This window comes from Flavobacterium magnesitis (assembly GCF_041729735.1).
Taxonomy (GTDB): domain Bacteria; phylum Bacteroidota; class Bacteroidia; order Flavobacteriales; family Flavobacteriaceae; genus Flavobacterium; species Flavobacterium magnesitis.
This window is the reverse complement of sequence record NZ_JBCFQK010000015.1, coordinates 71,698-92,816: the sequence shown is the minus strand read 5'-3', so window position 1 is coordinate 92,816 and position 21,119 is coordinate 71,698. Positions and strand designations below refer to the sequence as shown.

Genomic DNA, 21,119 nt, shown 5'->3' with positions numbered 1-21,119 from the left:
ACACTTTCAGTGCAGAGTGGTTTAGTTTTTAATATTTTCGACACATTTAGTTAAATTAAAAATTTGGTTGTAACTATTTTATCACTTATATTTGCAGCACAATTTTAAGATTAATACAAAATCATAATGTTATCAAATCAATTGCATCATCATTATTCACATTATTGCTCTCAAGCGATGTGTTAATGGTATGCGTGTAAATCATCATATTAATAAACCCGTTTGAGTACATCAAACGGGTTTTTCATTGTGTGTTAAGTCCTTTGTACTCAAACACATTCAATAAAACATAAAAAAACAAAACAATGAGTACGCTAAAAATTGCAATTCAAAAATCAGGTAGATTAAACGAAGAAAGTATCCAAATTCTTAAAGATGCGGGGATTTCTATCAACAATGGTATTGATCAGTTAAAGGCTGAAGCATCTAATTTTCCATTGGAAGTTTTGTATTTAAGAAACTCCGATATTCCTCAATATTTGATTGATGGAGTAGTGGATATTGCTATTGTAGGAGACAATTTATTAGTTGAAAAAGGAAAAAACATTGAAGTAATTCAAAAATTAGGTTTTTCTAAATGTAAAGTTTCTATTGCCGTACCTAAAACGTTTGAGTACAATTCGATTCAGGATTTGAATGGTTTACGTGTTGCAACTTCTTATCCTAATACAGTTATTGATTATTGCAATTCAAAAGGAGTAACCGTTGATATTCACCAAATTTCTGGTTCTGTTGAAATTGCTCCAAACATTGGTTTAGCTGATGCCATTGTAGATATCGTTTCTAGCGGAAGTACGTTGTTTAAAAATAATTTGAAAGAGGTAGAAGTAATTTTTAAAAGTGAAGCCGTTTTAGCCGTTTCTCCAAAAGTTTCTGCAGCATCACAAGAAATTATTAACACTTTAAAATTCAGAATCGAATCGGTTTTAAGAGCCCGTAAATCAAAATATATTTTGATGAACGTTCCTAACGAAAAAATCGAAGCGGTAAGCAGTATTCTTCCAGTATTGAAAAGTGCAACTGTGATGCCATTGGCTCAAGAAGGTTGGAGTAGTGTGCACACTGTGATTGATAAAGATACTTTTTGGGAAGTTATTGACCAATTGAAAGCAGCAGGAGCTGAAGGGATTTTGGTTTGCCCAATTGAGAAAATGGTACTTTAAAATTAAAAATTCCAATAGTGAAAACCCAAATTCCAAATTTTATCAGATTGGAATTTGGAATTTTAAAAATTGGAATTTATTCAATTGAATATAAAATGAACAAAATATATAATCCAATACCCGATACCTGGACTTCTATTTTAGAAAGACCAACTAAGACGGTTAACGATATTGAACAAACGGTAAAAGAAATTTTTGCTGCTGTTCAAAAAGACAGAGATGCGGCTGTAGCCAAATATACGAATCAGTTTGATGGCGTAAGTTTTGAAAACATCGAAGTAACGATTGCTGAAATCGATGCTGCTGTTGCGAGTTTACCAAATGATTTGAAAGAATCGATTGCTTTGGCAAAAGCCAATGTAGAAAAGTTTCATCAAGCACAAAAAACAAATCGTGTTTCTGTAGAAACTGCTCCCGGAGTGCAATGTTGGCAGGAAAAAAGACCGATTCAAAAAGTAGGTTTATATATTCCAGGAGGAACAGCTCCTTTGTTTTCTACAGTATTGATGCTGGCTGTTCCTGCTAAAATTGCAGGTTGTGGCGAAATTGTTTTGTGTTCGCCACCGGATAAAAACGGAAATATTAATCCTGCTATTTTGTATGCTGCTAATTTATGTGGTGTTACTAAAATTATCAAAGTAGGAGGAATTCAGGCGATTGCAGGAATGACTTTCGGTACACAGGCAATTCCTAAAGTGTACAAGATTTTTGGTCCCGGAAACCAATATGTAACGGTAGCCAAACAATTGGCAACCCAGTTTGGTGTGGCAATAGACATGCCTGCCGGACCTTCTGAATTATTGGTTGTAGCTGATGACACGGCTGTTCCAGCATTTGTAGCTTCCGATTTATTATCGCAAGCTGAACACGGAACTGACAGTCAGGTAATTTTAGTTGCTACTTCTAAAGCAATGATGGATGCTGTTGAAACTGAAATTCAATCTCAATTGGAAGTGTTACCTCGTAAAGCCATTGCCGAAAAAGCCATTGCTAATTCGAAATTGATTTTTGTTGAAAATGATACTGTTGCATTAGATTTAATTAACGAATACGGACCGGAACATTTTATTGTTTGTACTGCAAATAATGATTTCTATGTAGATGGAATCCAGAATGCAGGATCTGTTTTTATAGGCAACTATACGCCAGAAAGTGCCGGAGATTACGCTTCAGGAACCAATCATACGTTACCAACAAATGGTTATGCAAAGAATTACAGTGGTGTAAACTTAGATAGTTTTATGAAATCAATGACTTTCCAAAAAATTTCTGAAAAAGGAATCCAAAACATTGGAAAAGCGATTGAAATCATGGCAGAAGCCGAAGGATTGCAAGCACATAAAAATGCTGTTACTTTAAGATTGAAGAGTTTAGAATAGATTGATGAAGCAAGAGACAAGAAGCAAGAGAAGAAGATAAAAAAATAGCATAGAAATCTTTTTTCTAGTTTCTTTCCTCTTTTTTCTAATAAAAATGAAAAAATGAAAAATTTCGATATAAATAGTTTAGTTCGTGATAACGTAAAGGTGTTGAAGCCTTATTCGTCAGCACGTGATGAATTTGAAGATTTTGATACCGCTAATATGGTATTTTTGGATGCCAATGAGAATCCGTATCAAAATGGGGTAAACCGTTATCCAGATCCGCAACAAGCTAATGTAAAAGTAATTTTAGCGAAAAACAAAGGCTTGAGTCCAAAACAAATTTTGCTAGGAAACGGAAGTGATGAAGTATTGGATTTGTTGTTCAGAGCTTTTTGTGAGCCAAAAGAAGACAACGTAATTTCGTTGCCGCCTACTTACGGAATGTATGGTGTTTTAGCCAATATCAATAATGTAGAACACAAAGAAATTTTGCTTTCTGAGAGTTTCCAACCTAGAGTAGAAGCGATTTTAGAAGCGGTAACAGCAAACACTAAAATTATCTTTTTGTGTTCGCCGAATAACCCAACAGGGAATTCGTTTACTGAAGAAAGTGTCACTACCATATTAGAAAAATTCAATGGTTTTGTAGTAATTGACGAAGCTTATATTGACTTTTCAGATAAGGCGAGTTGGTTAGCAAAATTAGATCAATATCCGAATTTGATTATTACACAAACCTTGTCGAAAGCCTATGGTTTGGCAGGAATTCGTTTGGGAATTTGTTATGGTTCAGCTGAAGTTATTGCAGTTTTGAATAAAATAAAACCGCCGTATAACGTAAACGAATTGACACAACAAAGAGCTTTGGAAAGATTAAAAAATCAATCAAAAATTGATCACGAAATCACCTCAATCATAGCGCAAAGAGAAGCTTTATTACAAGTTTTAGATCAAGTATCTTTTGTAGAAAAAATTCATCCCACAGAAGCTAATTTTATCTTGGTAAAAGTAGACGATGCTAACAAACGTTACGACGAATTAATAGCGAAAGGAATTGTAATCAGAAACAGAACCACACAACCACTTTGCGAAAATACTTTGCGTTTGACAATTGGAACGGAAGAGGAGAATAAGAAGTTGATGGAGGCATTAATGGAAATATCTAATTAAACTTTGATAAAGATGAAAAAATATTTTTTAATTCTATTACTATTTATTTTTAGTAGTTACTCGTATTCACAAAAAGGCAAAGCGATACTAATTTTAAAAGATGGCACACAAATAAATGGAATAGGAGAGATTAGTGGATTTTCATCAATTATTACTGTAAAATTTAAAAATGATACTTTAAAATATAAAACATATAATTCAAAAGAAATTTTAGGAATTGATATTTTTGAAAAGGATTATAAACGAAAATTCATGTATAGAAATATTGAAGGTGAAAAATTTCCAAGAATATTAGAACTTATATCGGTTGGAGATTTAAGTTTATATCTTAGATTATATGATGAAGGTTCATTTATTAAAGCTGTTTTTAATGGTGCTGTAAGTCAAGATGCTGATTTTTGGTTATCTATACCACGAATTAGTTATTTTATTGGAAAAGGAGAAAGTAATAACGTGAAAAATTTTTATACTAGAGGACTTCCTTTTTCTAAAAGCTTTAAAAATTCGGTTAAAGATTATTTTAACGATTGTCCTGAATTAATAGCAAAGTTAGAAAACGATGGATTTTCTAAAAATAACGTATTTGAAGTAGTCGACTTTTATAATCGGAATTGTTATAAAAGTACAAGTTTAGCAAAAGAAGAAAATAAAAATTAAATAGTTCACAGATTAAACAGATTTAATCTTTAATCTATAGCAAATAGAAATAATAAATGAAAAAAGTACTTTTTATAGATCGTGATGGAACGATTGTTTTAGAACCGGAAGGATACCAATTAGACAGCTTGGAGAAATTAGAATTTTATCCAAAAGCTTTTCAATATTTGGCTAAAATTGCTAACGAATTGGATTATGAATTAGCAATGGTTACTAACCAAGACGGTTTAGGGACAGCGAGTTTTCCGGAAGATACTTTTTGGCCTACACAGGATTTTATTCTGAAAGCGTTTCAAAACGAAGGAGTGCTGTTTGATGATATTTTTATCGATCGTTCTTTTCCAGAAGACAATGCACCAACACGCAAACCGCGTACAGGAATGTTGACTAAGTATATTGATAATCCAAACTACGATTTGGCAAATTCTTTTGTTCTTGGTGACCGACTTACCGATATTGAATTGGCTAAAAATCTTGGTGCAAAAGCGATCTTTTTAAATACAACTGATGGAGAGGGAAGTACTGAAATCAGTGCTAAAAGAGAAGAATTAGATGCTGTTATTGCCTTACAATCCACCGATTGGAAACAAATATATGAGTTCTTGAAATTAGAAGCTCGTACTGCTTCGATTACCAGAAAAACCCATGAAACTGATATTTACATTAAGTTGAACCTGGACGGAACTGGAAAAAGTAACATTGATACTGGAATTGCATTTTTCGACCACATGCTAGACCAAATTTCGCGTCACGGACAAATGGATCTGGATATCAAAGTAAAAGGAGATTTAGAAGTCGATGAACACCACACGATTGAAGATACTGCGATTGCTTTAGGTGAAGTCTATGCTAAGGCTTTAGGAAATAAATTAGGAATTGAACGTTATGGTTTTTGTTTGCCAATGGACGATTGTTTGGCACAAGTGGCCATCGATTTTGGTGGTAGAAACTGGTTGATTTGGGAAACCGAATTCAAACGTGAAATGGTGGGAAAAATGCCAACAGAGATGTTTTTCCACTTTTTCAAATCATTTTCTGACGGGGCAAAAGCCAATATCAATATCAAAGCAGAAGGCGATAATGAACATCATAAAATTGAAGCGATTTTTAAAGCTTTTGCGAAAGCGATAAAAGTAGCGGTAAAACGCGATACCGAAAAAATGATTTTACCTTCAACGAAAGGAATGTTATAAAGAAGGAAGCTTGGAGTTGGAAATTTGAAGTAAAATTTGCTTCTTCCAACTCCCAACTCCCAACTCCCAACTTCTAACTCCCAACTAAAAAACAATGAAAATAGTTATCATAAATTACGGAGCAGGAAATATTCAAAGTATTCTATTTGCTATAGAAAGGCTGGGATATTCTGCTGTGTTAACCAATAATCCAGAGGAAATAAGAGCAGCGGATAAAGTCATTTTTCCAGGTGTAGGAGAGGCGAGTTATGCCATGAAAATACTAAAAGAAAGTGGATTAGATACTTTGATTCCTATCTTGACACAACCTGTTTTAGGAATTTGTCTTGGTATGCAGTTGATGTGCAAACACACACAAGAAGGCGATACGACTGGTTTAGGTATTTTTGATGTTGATGTGATTAAATTTACACCAAAAGTAAAAGTGCCACAAATGGGATGGAATACCATTTACAATCTAAAATCGGATTTATTTAAAGATGTTGCCGAAAACGAATACATGTATTTGGTACATAGTTTTTATGCACCACTTTGTGACGAAGCCATTGCAACTACTAATTACGAAGTAGAATACGCTTCAGCATTAGAAAATAATAATTTTTACGGAACTCAATTTCACCCTGAAAAAAGTGGTGATGTAGGGGAGAAAATTCTAGGGAATTTTTTAAAGCTTTAAAATTTCAATAGCAATATCAAAAATCAATCACAATATTAAAAAATCAGTGGAATGAGATTGCTTCGTTCCTCGCAATGACAAAAAAATGAGAATAATACCAGCTATAGACATCATCGACGGAAAATGTGTTCGTTTGTCTAAAGGAGATTACAATACTAAAATTATATATAACGAAAATCCGCTTGAAGTTGCTAAAGAATTTGAAGCACACGGAATCGAATATTTGCATTTAGTGGACTTAGATGGAGCCAAATCAAGTAAGATTGTCAATTATAAAATATTGGAACAAATTGCTTCACAAACCAAATTAAAGATTGATTTTGGTGGTGGATTAAAAGCGGATTCTGATTTAAAAATTGCTTTCGAAAGCGGAGCAAACCAAATTACAGGAGGAAGTATTGCGGTAAAAAATCGTGCTATTTTCGAAAAATGGATTGCCGAATATGGGGCTGATAAAATTATTTTAGGGGCTGATGCCAATAATGAAAAAGTGGCTGTTTCTGGCTGGTTAGAAGATTCTAATGAAGATTTAGTTCCTTTTATTCAGGATTATCAAGCTAAAGGAATTCAGTATGTAATTTGTACTGATATTGCTAAAGACGGAATGCTGGAAGGCCCTAGTTTTGATTTGTATGCTAAAATTCTAAAGGAAGCTAACGGAATAAAATTAATTGCTTCAGGAGGAATTTCTACTTTTGATGAATTACCTAAATTAGCCGAATTAGGTTGCGAAGGAACAATAATTGGAAAAGCAATTTACGAAGGAAGAATTAGTTTGAAGCAACTAGAAGAATTCATAATAAAATAGATTGTTTCGCAAAGAAGCACTAAGAAACACAAAGATTCGCTAAAATTTTGTGTATCTCTGTGGAATCTTTGCGAATCTCTGTGTAACAAAAAAAATATGCTTACAAAAAGAATAATCCCTTGTCTCGATATTAAAAACGGAAGAACCGTAAAAGGTGTTAATTTCGTAGATTTGCGTGATGCAGGAGATCCAGTGGAATTAGCTAAAATTTATTCGGATGAAGGTGCGGATGAATTAGTGTTTTTAGATATTTCTGCAACGGAAGAAAGAAGACGTACTTTGGTTGATTTGGTTCGAAAAGTTGCCGCAACCATTAATATTCCATTTACGGTAGGTGGAGGAATTTCGGCAGTTTCGGATGTTGAAGTGCTGTTGCAAAATGGAGCCGACAAAGTTTCGATTAATTCATCGGCGGTAAAAAATCCGCAATTAATTAATGATTTGGCACAGAAATTTGGAAGCCAATGTATTGTTGTTGCTATTGATGCCAAGCAAATTGATGGAGAATGGATTGTACATTTGGTAGGTGGAAAAGTGCCAACAGAAATCAAATTATTTGATTGGGCACAAGAAGTAGAACAAAGAGGAGCAGGAGAAATTCTGTTCACATCCATGAATCACGACGGAACTAAAAATGGTTTTGCTAATGAAGCTTTGGCTAAATTATCAACTTTAGTAAATATTCCAATTATTGCTTCGGGAGGAGCAGGAAACATTCAGCATTTTGCCGATACATTTATTGATGGAAAAGCCGATGCTGCCTTAGCTGCCAGTGTTTTTCATTTCAAAGAAATTGAAATTAAAACATTAAAAAACGAATTAAAAAAGAATAATATAGAAGTTAGAAGCGTGAAGTAAAAGTTTGAAGTAGGAAGCGTGAAGTAGGAAGTTATAATGAGTAAAAAAATAGACTATGTGAATTATTTTTTTCCAGCTTCCATCTCCCATCTTCCAACTCATAAAACCAACTTCCAACTAAAAAATAAAAATATGGAAATAGATTTTTCAAAATTGGCACACGGATTAATTCCAGCCGTTATTCAAGATAGTGAAACAAAAAATGTTTTGATGTTAGGCTACATGAATGCTGAAGCGTATCAAAAAACAATTGAAACAGGAAAAGTAACTTTTTACAGCCGTTCTAAGCAACGTCTTTGGACAAAAGGGGAAGAAAGTGGTCATTTTTTAAACTTGGTTGATGTTAAAAATGATTGTGATGAAGATACTTTATTGATTCAAGCAGAGCCTGTTGGACCAACATGTCATACTGGTGCTGATACTTGCTGGCAAACGCCAAATGATAATAGTTACGGATTTATTTCTCATTTAGAAGACACTATTCAAAGCCGAAGAGAAAATGCGGATTCAGAACAAAGTTATGTAGCTTCTCTTTTTGCAAAAGGAATCAACAAAATTGCTCAAAAAGTAGGTGAAGAAGCTGTGGAAGTAGTTATCGAAGCTAAAGATGCCAATGATGATTTATTCTTAAGCGAAAGTGCCGATTTATTATTTCATTATTTGATTTTATTACAAGCCAAAGGATACAAACTGGACGATGTAATTTCGGTTTTAAAAGACCGTCAGAAATAGCAGCCTTATTTTGTGTTAATTTATTTAAAAACGAGTCTATTAGAGAATAAAATTCACTTCTAGACTCGTTTTTCTTTTTCAAAAAAAAGCAATCCGCTATATTTACCGCATAAATTAATTCACTTAGAAATAACCCCTTATGATTTTTGACAACACTCATTTTTCAGAAGATTTAATCACTACTAAAATAGAAACAGGATTACATATCATATTGACTACAGACGAAGATGATTCTCGTCCAGTTTATATTTCGGGAAATTTCAATAATTGGCTTACCCAGGACAAAAATTTTGTGATGGAAAAAGTAGGTTCAGGATTGTATCATTTTAAATTCGCACATGATTTCGTATTGCCCGAAAACATCTTGTATAAATTCACCAAAGGAGATTGGAGTGCAGTAGAAATTGATGCTATTGGAGAGCGAACAGAAAATCGTTCCACTAATAAACACACTGGAATACAAAATGAACACGTATTTCGTTGGAGAAGAAACTGGTTGCCTTTTAAGCCTAATTTTTTGCCTCAAATCCAATTGATATCGGATGAATTTGCAATTCCGCAATTGAATACTACACGCAAAGTTTGGGCACTTTTACCACACGATTACGATTATTCTAACGAAAGTTATCCTGTAATGTATTTGCAGGATGCTCAGAATTTATTCAATGAAAATTCAGGATATGGCAATTGGCAAATTGACAAAAAATTAGCCGTAATGTCCGAATATAATGTGGGTAAAATTATTGTTATTGCTGTAGAACATGCCGAAGAAGACCGACTAAAAGAATACAATGTTGGAAAAACAATTTTAGGAAAAGGACAGGGCAAAAAATACATTAAATTTTTAGTTGAAACCTTAAAACCTTACGTTGATAGCAATTTTAGAACTAAAAAAGAAAGAGAATTTACAGGAATAGGCGGAAGTTCTATGGGCGGATTAATCAGTATTTTTTCAGGTTTGAGACATCCGGATGTTTTTGGAAAATTGATGATTTTCTCTCCTTCACTTTGGGTAGTTCCTAAAATGGAGTTGAAGACTTATGAAAATTCCGAAGCAACAAAAATCTACTTGTATGCGGGTGGAGAGGAGAGCGAAACGATGATTGAGCATGTAGAAACTTTCAAAAATAAAATGCTCGAAAGCGAATTTGTTGCTGATAAAATGAAAATTAATTTGAGCATTAATAAATTAGGAAAACACAACGAAACCTACTGGAGTGACGAATTTCCCAAGGCAATAGAATGGCTCTTTTTTAATACTAAAGACAATAATTAGATGAAAATCAAAACAATTAATAGTTTAGAAATTTTTTCAGGAACTGTTTTAGTTCCCGTTTTTGAAACCACTGCTCAGAATTTAATTCCTATTGAATTTGATGGTGTAGCAATAGCTTCTAAAGTTTTTTATGGAAAAAAAGACACTCATTATTTAGCCGAGAAAAAGGATACAACTTATATTTTTATTGGTTTAGGAAAATCAATTGACTACAAATCATTAAAAACAATATTTAGAAGAATAGCTACTAAAGAGAAAGACACGTTTGGGCAAAATGTGTCTTTGTTTTTACCAGAAGTTTTTACTGAAGAACAAGTTGAAGCCGCTGTTTCTGGTTTGTATTTAGGAACTTATAATCTGGGGCATTATAAAAAGCAAGAATTCCATCCATTCTTAAATGCTGAATTTGAACTTCAAATTTTATCGGATAAAAATTTTTCGGAAACAATTAATAAGGCTATAAAAATTGCTAAAGCCCAACTGGAAACCTTTACGCTAGTCGATTTACCACCAAATGCCGTTACTCCAAAATATTTGGCCAATTGGGCTCAGGAAAAAGGGAATCAATATGGTTTTGAAGTAAAAGTTCTAGGGTTAGAAGCAGCAAAAAAAGAAAATTTGGGCGCTTTTGTGGCTGTTGGAAAAGGCAGTGATAATGAAGCTCAATTTGTAATTATGAATTACAGTCCTAAAGAAACGATTCCTAATTTAAAGCACGTTGGCTTAGTTGGTAAAGGAATTACGTTTGATACTGGCGGATTAAATATTAAAACGGCTGGAATGGTTCACATGAAATGTGATATGGCTGGCGGTGCTGCTGTTTTTGGAGCAATGCAATTAATTGCCGATTTACAATTACCTATAAAAGTGACTGCTATTGTGCCTTGTGCAGAAAACTCAGTCGATAGTAAGTCTTTTTTACCAAGTGATGTCATTTATAGTTACAGCGGAAATTCTATTGAAATTATTGATACGGATGCTGAAGGACGTTTGGTTTTAGCCGATGGATTGTCGTATTTAATTAAAAATTATAATCCTGAATATATTGTAGATATTGCCACACTTACAGGAAGTAGTGTCGCAACTTTAGGATATGAAGCAGGAGCTTTGTTTACCAATAACGAATTGATTTCTAAAAAAATTCAAGAAGCAGGAGATTCAATAGGCGAACAATTGTGGCCGTTACCATTGTGGGATTCATATAAAAAAGACATTGAAAGTGATATTGCCGATGTTAAGAATTTCAGCGGAAAACCCGTAGCTGGAGCCATTAGTGCCGCTAAATTTTTAGAGTTTTTCACTCAGGAACATCCCGCTTGGGTACACTTGGATATTGCCGGAGTTGCCTTTGGAGATGATGAATTTGCAAAAAGTAAACATGCAACTGCGTATGGTGTACATTTATTAACTAAATTCATAGAAAATTTATGAATTTATGGAAAGTGCTAAAAGCTTCGTTTGTATTTCAAATTATTTTAAAGGAACTGATTTTTTAATTCAGTTAAAAAAACTGGGAAACAAAGTCTATCTCGTAACCAGCGAAAAATTGAGAGACAAACCCTGGCCACATGATTATATAGACGAGATTTTCTATATGCAAGGTTCGGATACTGACTGGAATTTAGAGCATTTGTTGTTGGGAGTCGGGAATTTGATGAAATCAAATACGGTTGATGCCATAGTAGCATTAGACGATTTCGATGTTGAAAAAGCAACTTACCTAAGAGAAAATCTTCGTATTGACGGAATGGGACAAACTACTGGGCGTTATTTTAGAGATAAACTAGCGATGCGTATGAGAGCCAAAAGTTGCGGAATCCCTATTCCTGCCTTTTGTTCTTTGTTCAATAATCATGATATCAATACTTTTGCAGATACTGTTTCACCTCCTTGGGTTTTAAAACCGCGTTCAGAAGCTTCCGCATCTGGAATTATTAAAGTTTTTGATAAAGAAACTTTATGGATTCATATTAACGAAATGGGAAATAATCGTTTTAAGTATTTATTGGAACAATTTAAACCAGGTGATGTGTACCATTGCGATAGTTTGATTTTAGATCGTAAAATTCTGTTCAGTTTGACTTCAAAATATTTGGCTACGCCAATGGAAATAACCCAAGGCGGTGGCGTTTTTAGAACTTCCAATATTCCTTATAATTCAGAGGATGACATCGAAATCAAAAAGGTAAACGAAGCAGTTTTAAAAGGCTTTGGTTTAAAGAATGGAGTGGCTCACACCGAATTTATAAAATGCGAAGAGGACGGAAAAATCTATTTTCTGGAAACTTCTTCTCGTGTAGGCGGTGCCCATATTGCCGAAATGGTTGAAGCAGCTTCAAATATCAATCTTTGGAAAGAATGGGCAATAATCGAAGACGCTTTGGTTAAAGAAAAAAAATATAAATTACCAAAAGTAAAAAAAGAATATGCTGGTATTGTTTTGACTTTGTCTAAATATCAACATCCTGATTTATCTTCATTTTCAGATCCCGAAGTTTGTTTTAGAGTGCCTTTAGATTATCATGCGGGTTTAATTATAAAATCAGACAATAACGAACGAATTTTAGAATTATTAAACCACTATGTTGACCGTTTAGTTACAGATTATACTGCGGTTGTAAAACAAAACAAAGTAACTAATTTGCACTAATATTATCTTGAATCTATGAGAATTGTCTATTTTTTTGTCTTGATTTCATTTTTTATTTTTAACTCTATAAAAGCGCAATTACTTTTAGATAATAAAGACGTTTTGTTTACCAGACAAGACAGCTTGCGTGGAAGTATCACTAAAGAAAGATCCTGGTGGGATTTAAAACAATATCGATTAGATATAAAAGTAAATCCTTTAGACAGCACAATTACAGGTTCTAATACTATTAAATATAAAGTATTACAAGAATACAATGTAATGCAAATTGATTTACAAAATCCTTTAGAAATCAATAAAATTGTTCAGGACGGAATTGAATTAAAATACAATAGAGAAGAAAATGTGTATTTTGTAAACTTAGTTGCTCTACAAAAAAAAGGCTCTACAAAAGAACTTAGCGTTTTTTATGGTGGTAAACCCAAAGTTGCCGTAAATCCGCCTTGGGACGGTGGAATTACCTGGAAAAAAGACAGGAACGGAAAACCGTTTATAGCTTCTTCTTGTCAAGGTTTAGGTGCTAGTGTTTGGTGGCCAAATAAAGATCACATGTATGATGAAGTAGAGGATATGTACATTAGTGTTAATGTTCCGTCAGACTTAATGGATGTTTCTAATGGTCGTTTATTGAGTGTAAAAAAACATAAAAATGGAACTAAAACCTATAATTGGTACGTTTCAAATCCAATAAATAATTATGGCGTGAACATCAATATTGGTGATTATGTTTCTTTTTCAGAAAAATACAAAGGCGAAAAAGGAACTTTAGATTGTAGTTATTATGTTTTGAGAGACAATTTGGCGAAAGCCAAAAAACAATTCAAAGAAGTACCTAGAATGCTTAAAGCTTTCGAATACTGGTTTGGACCTTATCCTTTTTACAAAGACGGCTATAAGTTAGTTGAAGTTCCTTATTTAGGTATGGAACACCAAAGTTCTGTGACTTATGGCAATGGGTTTCAAAATGGCTATTTGGGACATGACTTGAGCGGGACAGGCTGGGGATTAAAATTTGATTTTATTATTGTTCACGAATCAGGACATGAATGGTTTGCCAATAACATCACTTACAAAGACGTTGCTGATATGTGGATTCATGAAAGTTTTACAAACTATTCCGAAAGTCTTTTTGTGGAATATTATTATGGAAAAAAAGCGGGATCGGAGTATGTTGTAGGAACAAGAAGTGGTATTGAAAATGATTTTCCAATTATTGGAAAGTATGATGTAAACAATGAAGGTTCGGGAGATATGTATGCAAAAGGAGGGAATATGTTGCATACTTTACGCCAAATTGTAAATGACGACAAAAAATGGAGAAGTATTTTAAGAGGTTTAAACGCTACTTTTTATCATCAAACGGTTACTACAAAACAAATTGAAGATTATATAAGCGAAGAAGCAGGAATGGATTTGAATCCTTTTTTTAATCAATATTTAAGAGATATTAGAATACCCGCATTAGAATATTATTTTGAGAATAATAATTTAGTTTATCGTTGGGCAAATTGTGTTTCGGAATTTAATATTCCAGTCAAAATTACACTTAATGGAGTTGAAAAATGGTTAAAACCAGAAACAGATTGGAAAACAGAGACTAACATTGATCAAAATTCAAATTTAGTTGTTGACGTTAATTTTTATGTGAAAGGAGTCCATATTAGAAAATAAAATAGACTAATTTTATACAGTATTTCAGCACTGTCTAATCGAATATTCTATTAATATGAGACATCACTACTTTTTTCTATCGTTCCTTTTAGTTCATACTACCATTGGCTACAGCCAAAATAATATAACTAATTCAGCTGAACTAACAGCAAATACAATGGCTGATTCTACTGAAGTTCTTTCTAAAATAAATCTAGATTCGATACATTTTACAGCATCAAGTGAAATGCTGGACGAAGAAAGTTATTGGGCAATTATTGAAAAATCTATCCAAGAAACGACCAATCAAGAAGATCAGGAAGTTTTCCTTATTTCTGAAATTGAGAAACTTTCACCCAAAGAAATGGTTGGTTTTCGATTAAGAACGGATAAACTTCTGTTTGACTCCTATACTTCAGATTTATGGTGTGCTAATTACATCATCAGCAATGGTGTGGCTGACGATGGTTTTGATTATTTCAGATGCTGGTTGATTTCTAAAGGAAAAGAGGCTTATTACAAAGCAAAAGAAAATCCTGATTATTTAGTAAATATAGTTGGTAACGAGCCACAGGTTTATGACTTTGAAGGTTTTTGGCATGTAAGTTTAAGTGCTTTTAAAAATAGGACTGATAAAGAAGCTTATGCCTATATTGATTATGAAAATTTTAAAACAAACGACGAACATTATCCAATATTAGAATTTAACTGGAATATTGATGAACCTCAAACTATGGAAAAAGTTTGTCCTGTTTTATTTAAAAAATTCTGGATAAAATAATTAAAACTTAATTCTTATATTTTTTTGAACAGCATTGCAAACTAATTACAATTAGATCAAATTATTTTTTACATAGTTAAAGCTTTTTACCGAAGATTCTAAAAGGTTAGGCTTATAATTTGTCTCTTGTTCCACAAAAAAGTGTTTCATTCCAGATAGTTTAGCTGCAGCAAAAATGGATTTAAAGTTGATGCTTCCTTCACCAACTTCGGTATTCCATTCGGCTTTGGATTTATCCATATCTTTTACATGCCACATTGTAAATCGCCCGGGATTGGCTTTAAATAATTCTATAGGATCATATCCTGAACGGACTGCCCAATACAAATCCAATTCAAAATCGACCAATTTTTTATCGGTTTCCTGTAATAAAATAGCATATCCTGTTTGATTTCCGAACTTTTTAAATTCAAAATCATGGTTATGATACGCTAATTTTAATCCCGATTGCTTGCATAAAACGGCTGCTTCATTTATTTTATGAGCGATATGTTTATAATCATCTAAGCTACTTCTTAATTTTTCACCTAAATGTGGAACAGTTATATATTCGCTTCCCAATTCATTAGCGCATTCAATACAAGCTTTTAAAAAATCAGCATTGTTGTCTTTTATAAACGAATTAAAATCATAATGTCCGCTTGGTGCTTTTAGTCCATAATCAGTAATTATTTTTTTAAACTCTTTTGCAGAAGTGCCAAAAAAACCTTTTTCGCCTGAGTATCCATAAGTTTCTATTTCCTTATATCCGGATTTTGCAACAAATTCTAAAGTAGCTTTTACATCTTTAGAAAATAAGTCTCTTAAAGTATATAATTGTAAACCGATATTTTTTTCTTTTGTTGAAAAGGCGAGGGAAGGAGCAATTGCCAATGCGCCTAAAACCAAACTGCTATTAATTATAAAATCTCTTCTCTTTATCATTTTTTATTTTATAAATTAAATATCACAAATTGAAATTGCCTTTTTTAAGGAGGCTATTTTATCTTTTTGTTTAGGAATAAACTCTTGTCCCACAAAACCTGTAAAACCAGTCTCAGCAATAGCTTTCATTATGGCCATATAATTAAGTTCTTGGTTTTCATCAATTTCGTTACGTCCGGGAACTCCTCCTGTATGATAATGTTCAATGTACTTATGATTTTCCCGAATTGTTCGAATTACATCTCCTTCATCAATTTGCATGTGGTAAATATCATATAGAAGCTTAAAATTTTCCGAATTGATGCGTTTCGCTAATTCTACTCCCCAGGATGTTTTGTCACATTGATAATCTTTGTGATTGATCTTGCTGTTCAATAGTTCCATAATCAGGGTTACATTATGTTTCTCTGCTAATGGAATTAACTTTTGAAGACCAAGTACACAATTGTCCCAGCCTTCTTCATCTGTTTTACCTCTTCTGTTTCCACTAAAACAAATTAGGTTTTTATAGCCTGCTTCAGCAACTAATGGAATCATTTCTGTATAATTTTTAATCAGCTGCTCATGAAATTTCGTATCATTGAAACCATCAACAAGATTTAATTCGGCACCATTGCACATAGTCGAAACAAGATTATGCTTTTTTAATATTGGCCAGTCTTTTGGCCCAACCAAATCTATGCCAGTGATTCCGATTTTTTTAGCTTCTGAGCAAAGCGTTTCAATATCAAAATCGTTAAAACACCATCGGGCTACCGAATGATTTATTCTTCCTTTCAAAATGGAATCAAATTTAAGCTCTTCATTTGGATTAGTTAAAGCCAATAAATCTAATGGAAGACCCAAGGTTACCGTTCCTGCAAGAATAGTTTTTACAGATGTTCTTCTATCAAAAGTTGCACTCATGTTTCTATTTTAAAAATTAACGCTCAAACAATCCAATAGTTCCCCCCACCCAATCTTTATCCTGATTGTATTTTACACCAATCATTTCTCCGCGGCTCAAGCGCACTAAATTGCATAATAGAGTAGGAGCCTTATCTTCTTTTTTCCAGGTACAAAGCATTCTTACCTCGGCTTTTACCTTTCCGTCAGGAGATTGAACAATAGGTAAATAATTCACTTTTTTCTGAAGTATATAAAGTTCTTTATCCACAACAGCTTCAATATCTTCTCGTTTTACATGGAAAATCACGCCTGAACCAGAGAATGAAAAAAGTGGTTTTAGAACATAGTTTTCTAAGTTGGTTGGAATTTCTTTTAAATCGCTCAATAACGTAGTTTCTATAAAATATTTCCCTTTTAACAAAGGTAAAATGAATTTACTGATTCTAAAAAACCAATTGGGATGACCCGCCCATTCGACATCTAATTCGTCTGAAAAACTGAAATTCAATTTTAAATCGGTACGCAAATCGAGTTCGTCAAAAATGACTCTATTGTAAATCCGTTTTATTTGGATTTCTTTGCCTTTTTCGTTTTTGTAAAACAATTGTTTTCCTTTTTTTATTACATCTGTAACACAAACAATGGTCAACCCGAGGTCTCTTTTGCAATAATAAAAATCAATTTTTGTGTTTTGTTTTTCTGGTTCAATTTCTAACAAAATCACATTTTCTTTAGGGTGATTGTTGCAAAGAACCGTTTCTAAATTTTCAAGATATTCCTGTGGTGTTAGTTCATTCAAAAAAGGCGTTAACTCCTCTAGAAAAGGATATTGTTTTTTGAATTTTTCGAAAAGATTAATTTGGTAATTAAACAAAGAAGGAAAACCTTGTACTTCTATTAATTTGGGAATAACAGCTCCATCTTCTTCACAAATTCCAAAATCAATAGCTATAAAAGTAGAATGATTATCTTCATTAGGAACTATACTGTTTAATTCTAATGCTTTATCTGTAAGTTCTTTAAAGTTCTTTTGTTGAATCAACGCTATAACATCATTACAGCCTGCTAACAATTGCTCTTTTAATTCTTTAGAAATAAAAAATGGGGTTTCTGCTAATCGAAAAGTAGGAGCATAATTAAAATCAGTTGCAATATCTTCTTTTAAAGCTTGGTATTTTTCTTCAGTAAACTGCTCGTTGAATAATTTTCGATATTTAGGAATCATTCAGTATAATTATTAAAAATTGGAACACAGATAATACTAATTCAACGGATAAAAAGAAATTTTTTAAATCTTTCTAAATAACAATACGCTTAATATGTGTTTCAATATTAGGTTGTAAAAAAAATGATAATTTATTAATTAGACATGATTTTCTTAGTTTTCATCAGGTCAGTAATTGCAGAACGAAGGAAATTAGGAATCAAAATCTCATTAGTACGATATATTTTATCATCATCAACTAAGTCTTCGAGCATGTTTCTAAACTTTCTTTTGCCTTTCATTTTTCTAATTTTCTCTTTCACATCCTTATTTCTCAAATGAGCAAGAAAACTGATTGGATCGGCTTCCGGATGAAATTGTGTTCCCACTAAGTGATCGGTGAAACGTACCGCCATAATGGCTCTTTCGTATTGCACATGATCTCTTATTTTTTCTAACGAAAGGATTTTAGCTCCTTTTTTAGCAAAAACACTCAATTTAGGTTGGATTACTTGATAATCTCTGGAATCAATGGCAAAAAAAGGATCAGCAAGTCCTTCAAACAATAAGTCTTTAAGACCATCTTTGGTTTTGTGAATGCTCATGACGCCAAAGGAAGTATCATTTCGTTTTGTAATTTCAGCCAAACCAAAATGCTTGCAAGCCATTTGGTACGAATGACAAATGAATAATACATGTTTTTTTATAGGATTTTCATTGTTCCATTTTACAATAGCATCAATAAAAGTATAATATTTTATATCCCATTCGCCGTCGCCTTCAAGCGGATTTCCAGGTCCTCCAGTAGAAATATAGATATCAAATTGATCGATTTCAGGCAAATCACATTTTCCTCTTACATCAAATATTTTAAAAGATACAAATGGTGTAAATCGATTTACAATATCAATGATACAACGCATCCCTTGATTGGGTTCGCCATTGTACATATCTAATATTGCTATAGTTATGCTTTTCTTTCTCATTAGTCCAACCTTTTTTTAATATTTACAAAGATAAGCTAATAATTTATAGCCCTTTAGTAAATTCGGATGTTATAAAATCAACTACTTTAGTTAAATCATTTGTCTTCTCAAAAATGGCCAATTGTTTGTCGGCTCCAGTACCATTTTTCAGAATTTCATGTGCATAATTAATGTGATCTCTGCTGCCCAATTCATCCACAACATCGTCAATAAAATCTAATAATTCTAGAATAAGCATTCTGGTTTCTACTTCTTTTTGAACTCCAAAATCAATCATATTCCCTTCAATTCCATAACGGGCCGCTCTAAATTTATTTTCTTTTATCAAGGCTATACGATAGGTGTTGAATTTTAAATTCTGTGTATTCAGACGATATAATTTAGCGACAATTGCCTGAATTATAGATACAACACACATGGTTTCTTCAACCGTTAATGCCATATCACAAATTCGGAATTCGATGGTATCATAAAAAGGATGCAAGCGCAAATCCCACCAAATTTTCTTTGGATTATCGATGCAATTGGTTTTTACCAAGGTTTCCAAAAACTTATCATAAGAAGCTACCGAATCAAAATATTCCGGCAATCCTGTTCTTGGAAACTTATCAAAAACTTTTGTTCTAAAGGATTTATAACCCGTTTGTCTGCCTTCCCAAAAAGGAGAATTAGTAGACAAAGCGAAAATATGAGGCAAGAAATAACAAGCCTGATTGATTAATTTTAAACCAATTTCACGACTTTCAATTCCCACATGGCAGTGCATTCCAAAAATCAAATTAGAACGCGCTGCATCCTGCAATTCATTGATAATATTGTGATATCGAGGATCATCAGTTATGGCCTGGTCTTGCCATTTTGAAAACGGATGTGTTCCTGCACCACCTACAATTAGGTCTTGTTTTTCAGCAAGTTCAACAATTTTAGTCCTTAAAAATTTAATTTCACATTCGGCCTCTTTAACATTTTTACAAATATTAGTTCCTACTTCCACAACCGATTGGTGCATTTCGGCTTTTACTTGTTCATTCAATAATATTTTAGCTCCATCCACAATTTTGGATAAGTGGGAGCGTAGATCTCTGGTTTCAGGATCTATAATTTGGTATTCCTCTTCAATACCCAACGTAAAAACAGGCAACTTTTTCATTTAAATTCTTCCGATTGTTATTTTTATCCTACAGCCTCCTGCATAAATGTTCCCCAGGTTAGATTGATTTTTCCTGGTTTTTGTTTTTTTGCTGCTGTAATCGCCATTTTAGCAGCTTCTTCAACCACCCATTCAAAATTTTCAGCTCCTACCGAATTAATATCAGCATCGGGAGCTGGATTTCCAAAATCAATAGCATAAGGAATTCCATCACGAACTGCAAATTCTACCGTATTAAAATCGTAACCTAAACCTTTACAAAGACGAATAGTGTAGTCTTTAATCGTTGCTAATAACTTTTTATCTACTGCTGGACCGTCGTGAACATAACGTAAATGAGGTTGGTTTCTAGGTTCATATTGCATAATCTTAACCGCTTTGCAACCTAAACAATAGACTCTAAAATACTCGGTAAAAACAATTTCTTCCTGTAATAACATTACTAACTGTCCAGTCTCCTTATGTTTTTCCCAGAATTCTTCTTTGTTTTCCAAACGATATACGTTTTTCCATCCACCACCAGAATAGGGTTTCATATAAGCTGGAAATTTTACATATTCGAAAATACCTTCCCAATCTAATGGAAATTTCAGGTTTCTAAACGAATTGGCTGTTGTATCTGTAGGATGTTCAGCCGAAGGAAGAATTACTGTATTCGGCAACGGAACACCAAGTGTATCAGCCAAAGCATTATTAAAAAATTTATCATCTGCACTCCACCAAAAAGGGTTGTTAATGACATTTGTTCCCGTTAAAGCTGCATTTTTAAGAAAGGCGCGATAAAAAGGAACATCCTGCGAAATGCGATCAATAATTACGGCATATTCGCTGGCTTTATTTTGAACAACCTTATCAATAGAAACTGCTTCGGCAATAATTCCTTTTTCGTTTTTTGAATTTACTCTATCAATAAATGCTTGCGGAAAGGTATCTTCCATTCCAAATAAAATTCCAATCTTTTTCATACTTATATTTTTCTTTTCTTTTTT

Annotated in this window: 20 protein-coding genes; 14 read left to right on the top strand and 6 right to left on the bottom strand. The window is 33.1% G+C overall.

The features are described 5' to 3' along the window. Positions 1-305: 305 nt before the first annotated feature. From hisG to AAGV33_RS11250, 14 genes are all read left to right on the top strand, one after another. The gene (gene hisG, locus AAGV33_RS11315; protein WP_373392129.1) at positions 306-1,163 is read left to right on the top strand and encodes an ATP phosphoribosyltransferase; all 858 of its coding nucleotides are present in this window, start codon (positions 306-308) and stop codon (positions 1,161-1,163) included. A 95-nt stretch (positions 1,164-1,258) separates the two neighbouring features. After that, positions 1,259-2,542 carry a histidinol dehydrogenase gene (gene hisD, locus AAGV33_RS11310; protein WP_373392128.1) on the top strand — a complete coding sequence of 428 codons (1,284 nt, stop codon included), beginning with the start codon at positions 1,259-1,261 and terminating at the stop codon, positions 2,540-2,542. Positions 2,543-2,644: 102 nt separating this feature from the next. Beyond that, the gene (hisC, locus tag AAGV33_RS11305; protein WP_373392127.1) at positions 2,645-3,697 is read left to right on the top strand and encodes a histidinol-phosphate transaminase; all 1,053 of its coding nucleotides are present in this window, start codon (positions 2,645-2,647) and stop codon (positions 3,695-3,697) included. A 12-nt stretch (positions 3,698-3,709) separates the two neighbouring features. After that, complete coding sequence (locus AAGV33_RS11300) at positions 3,710-4,354, top strand: hypothetical protein (RefSeq protein WP_373392126.1); 645 nt, start codon at positions 3,710-3,712, stop codon at positions 4,352-4,354. Positions 4,355-4,410: 56 nt separating this feature from the next. Continuing rightward, complete coding sequence (gene hisB / locus AAGV33_RS11295) at positions 4,411-5,547, top strand: bifunctional histidinol-phosphatase/imidazoleglycerol-phosphate dehydratase HisB (protein WP_373392125.1); 1,137 nt, start codon at positions 4,411-4,413, stop codon at positions 5,545-5,547. 94 nt (positions 5,548-5,641) lie between these two features. After that, on the top strand, positions 5,642-6,223 hold the full coding sequence (gene hisH, locus AAGV33_RS11290) for an imidazole glycerol phosphate synthase subunit HisH (RefSeq protein ID WP_373392124.1): 582 nt from the start codon (positions 5,642-5,644) through the stop codon (positions 6,221-6,223). Between the two features lie 85 nt (positions 6,224-6,308). Then, on the top strand, positions 6,309-7,031 hold the full coding sequence (gene hisA / locus AAGV33_RS11285) for a 1-(5-phosphoribosyl)-5-[(5-phosphoribosylamino)methylideneamino]imidazole-4-carboxamide isomerase (protein ID WP_373392123.1): 723 nt from the start codon (positions 6,309-6,311) through the stop codon (positions 7,029-7,031). A gap of 96 nt (positions 7,032-7,127) precedes the next feature. After that, a complete protein-coding gene (gene hisF / locus AAGV33_RS11280; RefSeq protein ID WP_373392122.1) occupies positions 7,128-7,889 on the top strand; it encodes an imidazole glycerol phosphate synthase subunit HisF in 762 nt (253 codons plus the stop codon). 132 nt (positions 7,890-8,021) lie between these two features. Then, entirely contained in the window at positions 8,022-8,621 is a 600-nt protein-coding gene (hisIE, locus tag AAGV33_RS11275; RefSeq protein WP_373392121.1) for a bifunctional phosphoribosyl-AMP cyclohydrolase/phosphoribosyl-ATP diphosphatase HisIE, read from the top strand. A gap of 139 nt (positions 8,622-8,760) precedes the next feature. Further along, positions 8,761-9,897: an alpha/beta hydrolase gene (locus tag AAGV33_RS11270; RefSeq protein WP_373392120.1), complete on the top strand. Its 1,137-nt coding sequence runs from the start codon at positions 8,761-8,763 to the stop codon at positions 9,895-9,897. Continuing rightward, positions 9,898-11,328: a leucyl aminopeptidase family protein gene (locus AAGV33_RS11265; RefSeq protein WP_373392119.1), complete on the top strand. Its 1,431-nt coding sequence runs from the start codon at positions 9,898-9,900 to the stop codon at positions 11,326-11,328. Positions 11,329-11,332: 4 nt separating this feature from the next. Then, a complete protein-coding gene (locus AAGV33_RS11260) occupies positions 11,333-12,547 on the top strand; it encodes an ATP-grasp domain-containing protein (RefSeq protein ID WP_373392118.1) in 1,215 nt (404 codons plus the stop codon). 15 nt (positions 12,548-12,562) lie between these two features. Next, on the top strand, positions 12,563-14,218 hold the full coding sequence (locus AAGV33_RS11255; RefSeq protein ID WP_373392117.1) for a M1 family metallopeptidase: 1,656 nt from the start codon (positions 12,563-12,565) through the stop codon (positions 14,216-14,218). A 55-nt stretch (positions 14,219-14,273) separates the two neighbouring features. Further along, positions 14,274-14,978 carry a DUF4240 domain-containing protein gene (locus tag AAGV33_RS11250; RefSeq protein WP_373392116.1) on the top strand — a complete coding sequence of 235 codons (705 nt, stop codon included), beginning with the start codon at positions 14,274-14,276 and terminating at the stop codon, positions 14,976-14,978. Between the two features lie 51 nt (positions 14,979-15,029). Here AAGV33_RS11250 and AAGV33_RS11245 read toward each other — a convergent pair whose 3' ends face one another. The 6 genes from AAGV33_RS11245 to AAGV33_RS11220 form a co-directional block, all read right to left on the bottom strand. Next, entirely contained in the window at positions 15,030-15,902 is an 873-nt protein-coding gene (locus tag AAGV33_RS11245) for a sugar phosphate isomerase/epimerase family protein (protein WP_373392115.1), read from the bottom strand. A gap of 15 nt (positions 15,903-15,917) precedes the next feature. Next, entirely contained in the window at positions 15,918-16,808 is an 891-nt protein-coding gene (locus AAGV33_RS11240) for a hydroxypyruvate isomerase family protein (protein ID WP_373392114.1), read from the bottom strand. A 16-nt stretch (positions 16,809-16,824) separates the two neighbouring features. After that, positions 16,825-18,015, bottom strand: a complete 1,191-nt coding sequence (locus AAGV33_RS11235; protein WP_373392113.1) for a hypothetical protein — start codon at positions 18,013-18,015, stop codon at positions 16,825-16,827. A 134-nt stretch (positions 18,016-18,149) separates the two neighbouring features. Next, on the bottom strand, positions 18,150-18,980 hold the full coding sequence (locus AAGV33_RS11230) for a type 1 glutamine amidotransferase (protein ID WP_373392112.1): 831 nt from the start codon (positions 18,978-18,980) through the stop codon (positions 18,150-18,152). 43 nt (positions 18,981-19,023) lie between these two features. Further along, positions 19,024-20,130 (bottom strand): carboxylate-amine ligase, encoded by a 1,107-nt coding sequence (locus AAGV33_RS11225; RefSeq protein WP_373392111.1) that lies wholly within the window; start codon positions 20,128-20,130, stop codon positions 19,024-19,026. Positions 20,131-20,153: 23 nt separating this feature from the next. Continuing rightward, on the bottom strand, positions 20,154-21,095 hold the full coding sequence (locus tag AAGV33_RS11220; protein WP_373392110.1) for an ATP-grasp domain-containing protein: 942 nt from the start codon (positions 21,093-21,095) through the stop codon (positions 20,154-20,156). Positions 21,096-21,119 lie beyond the last annotated feature (24 nt).

Bases quoted from the DNA above. Each gene is read 5' to 3' on its own strand.
- AAGV33_RS11240 (WP_373392114.1), bottom strand. From the start codon at position 16,808: ATGAGTGCAACTTTTGATAGAAGAACATCTGTAAAAACTATTCTTGCA.
- AAGV33_RS11255 (WP_373392117.1), top strand. From the start codon at position 12,563: ATGAGAATTGTCTATTTTTTTGTCTTGATTTCATTTTTTATTTTTAAC.
- hisB (WP_373392125.1), top strand. From the start codon at position 4,411: ATGAAAAAAGTACTTTTTATAGATCGTGATGGAACGATTGTTTTAGAA.
- hisF (WP_373392122.1), top strand. From the start codon at position 7,128: ATGCTTACAAAAAGAATAATCCCTTGTCTCGATATTAAAAACGGAAGA.
- AAGV33_RS11260 (WP_373392118.1), top strand. From the start codon at position 11,333: ATGGAAAGTGCTAAAAGCTTCGTTTGTATTTCAAATTATTTTAAAGGA.
- AAGV33_RS11265 (WP_373392119.1), top strand. From the start codon at position 9,898: ATGAAAATCAAAACAATTAATAGTTTAGAAATTTTTTCAGGAACTGTT.
- hisD (WP_373392128.1), top strand. From the start codon at position 1,259: ATGAACAAAATATATAATCCAATACCCGATACCTGGACTTCTATTTTA.
- hisG (WP_373392129.1), top strand. From the start codon at position 306: ATGAGTACGCTAAAAATTGCAATTCAAAAATCAGGTAGATTAAACGAA.
- hisH (WP_373392124.1), top strand. From the start codon at position 5,642: ATGAAAATAGTTATCATAAATTACGGAGCAGGAAATATTCAAAGTATT.
- AAGV33_RS11225 (WP_373392111.1), bottom strand. From the start codon at position 20,130: ATGAAAAAGTTGCCTGTTTTTACGTTGGGTATTGAAGAGGAATACCAA.
- AAGV33_RS11270 (WP_373392120.1), top strand. From the start codon at position 8,761: ATGATTTTTGACAACACTCATTTTTCAGAAGATTTAATCACTACTAAA.
- AAGV33_RS11245 (WP_373392115.1), bottom strand. From the start codon at position 15,902: ATGATAAAGAGAAGAGATTTTATAATTAATAGCAGTTTGGTTTTAGGC.
- AAGV33_RS11220 (WP_373392110.1), bottom strand. From the start codon at position 21,095: ATGAAAAAGATTGGAATTTTATTTGGAATGGAAGATACCTTTCCGCAA.
- AAGV33_RS11300 (WP_373392126.1), top strand. From the start codon at position 3,710: ATGAAAAAATATTTTTTAATTCTATTACTATTTATTTTTAGTAGTTAC.
- AAGV33_RS11250 (WP_373392116.1), top strand. From the start codon at position 14,274: ATGAGACATCACTACTTTTTTCTATCGTTCCTTTTAGTTCATACTACC.
- AAGV33_RS11235 (WP_373392113.1), bottom strand. From the start codon at position 18,015: ATGATTCCTAAATATCGAAAATTATTCAACGAGCAGTTTACTGAAGAA.
- AAGV33_RS11230 (WP_373392112.1), bottom strand. From the start codon at position 18,980: ATGAGAAAGAAAAGCATAACTATAGCAATATTAGATATGTACAATGGC.
- hisC (WP_373392127.1), top strand. From the start codon at position 2,645: ATGAAAAATTTCGATATAAATAGTTTAGTTCGTGATAACGTAAAGGTG.
- hisIE (WP_373392121.1), top strand. From the start codon at position 8,022: ATGGAAATAGATTTTTCAAAATTGGCACACGGATTAATTCCAGCCGTT.
- hisA (WP_373392123.1), top strand. From the start codon at position 6,309: ATGAGAATAATACCAGCTATAGACATCATCGACGGAAAATGTGTTCGT.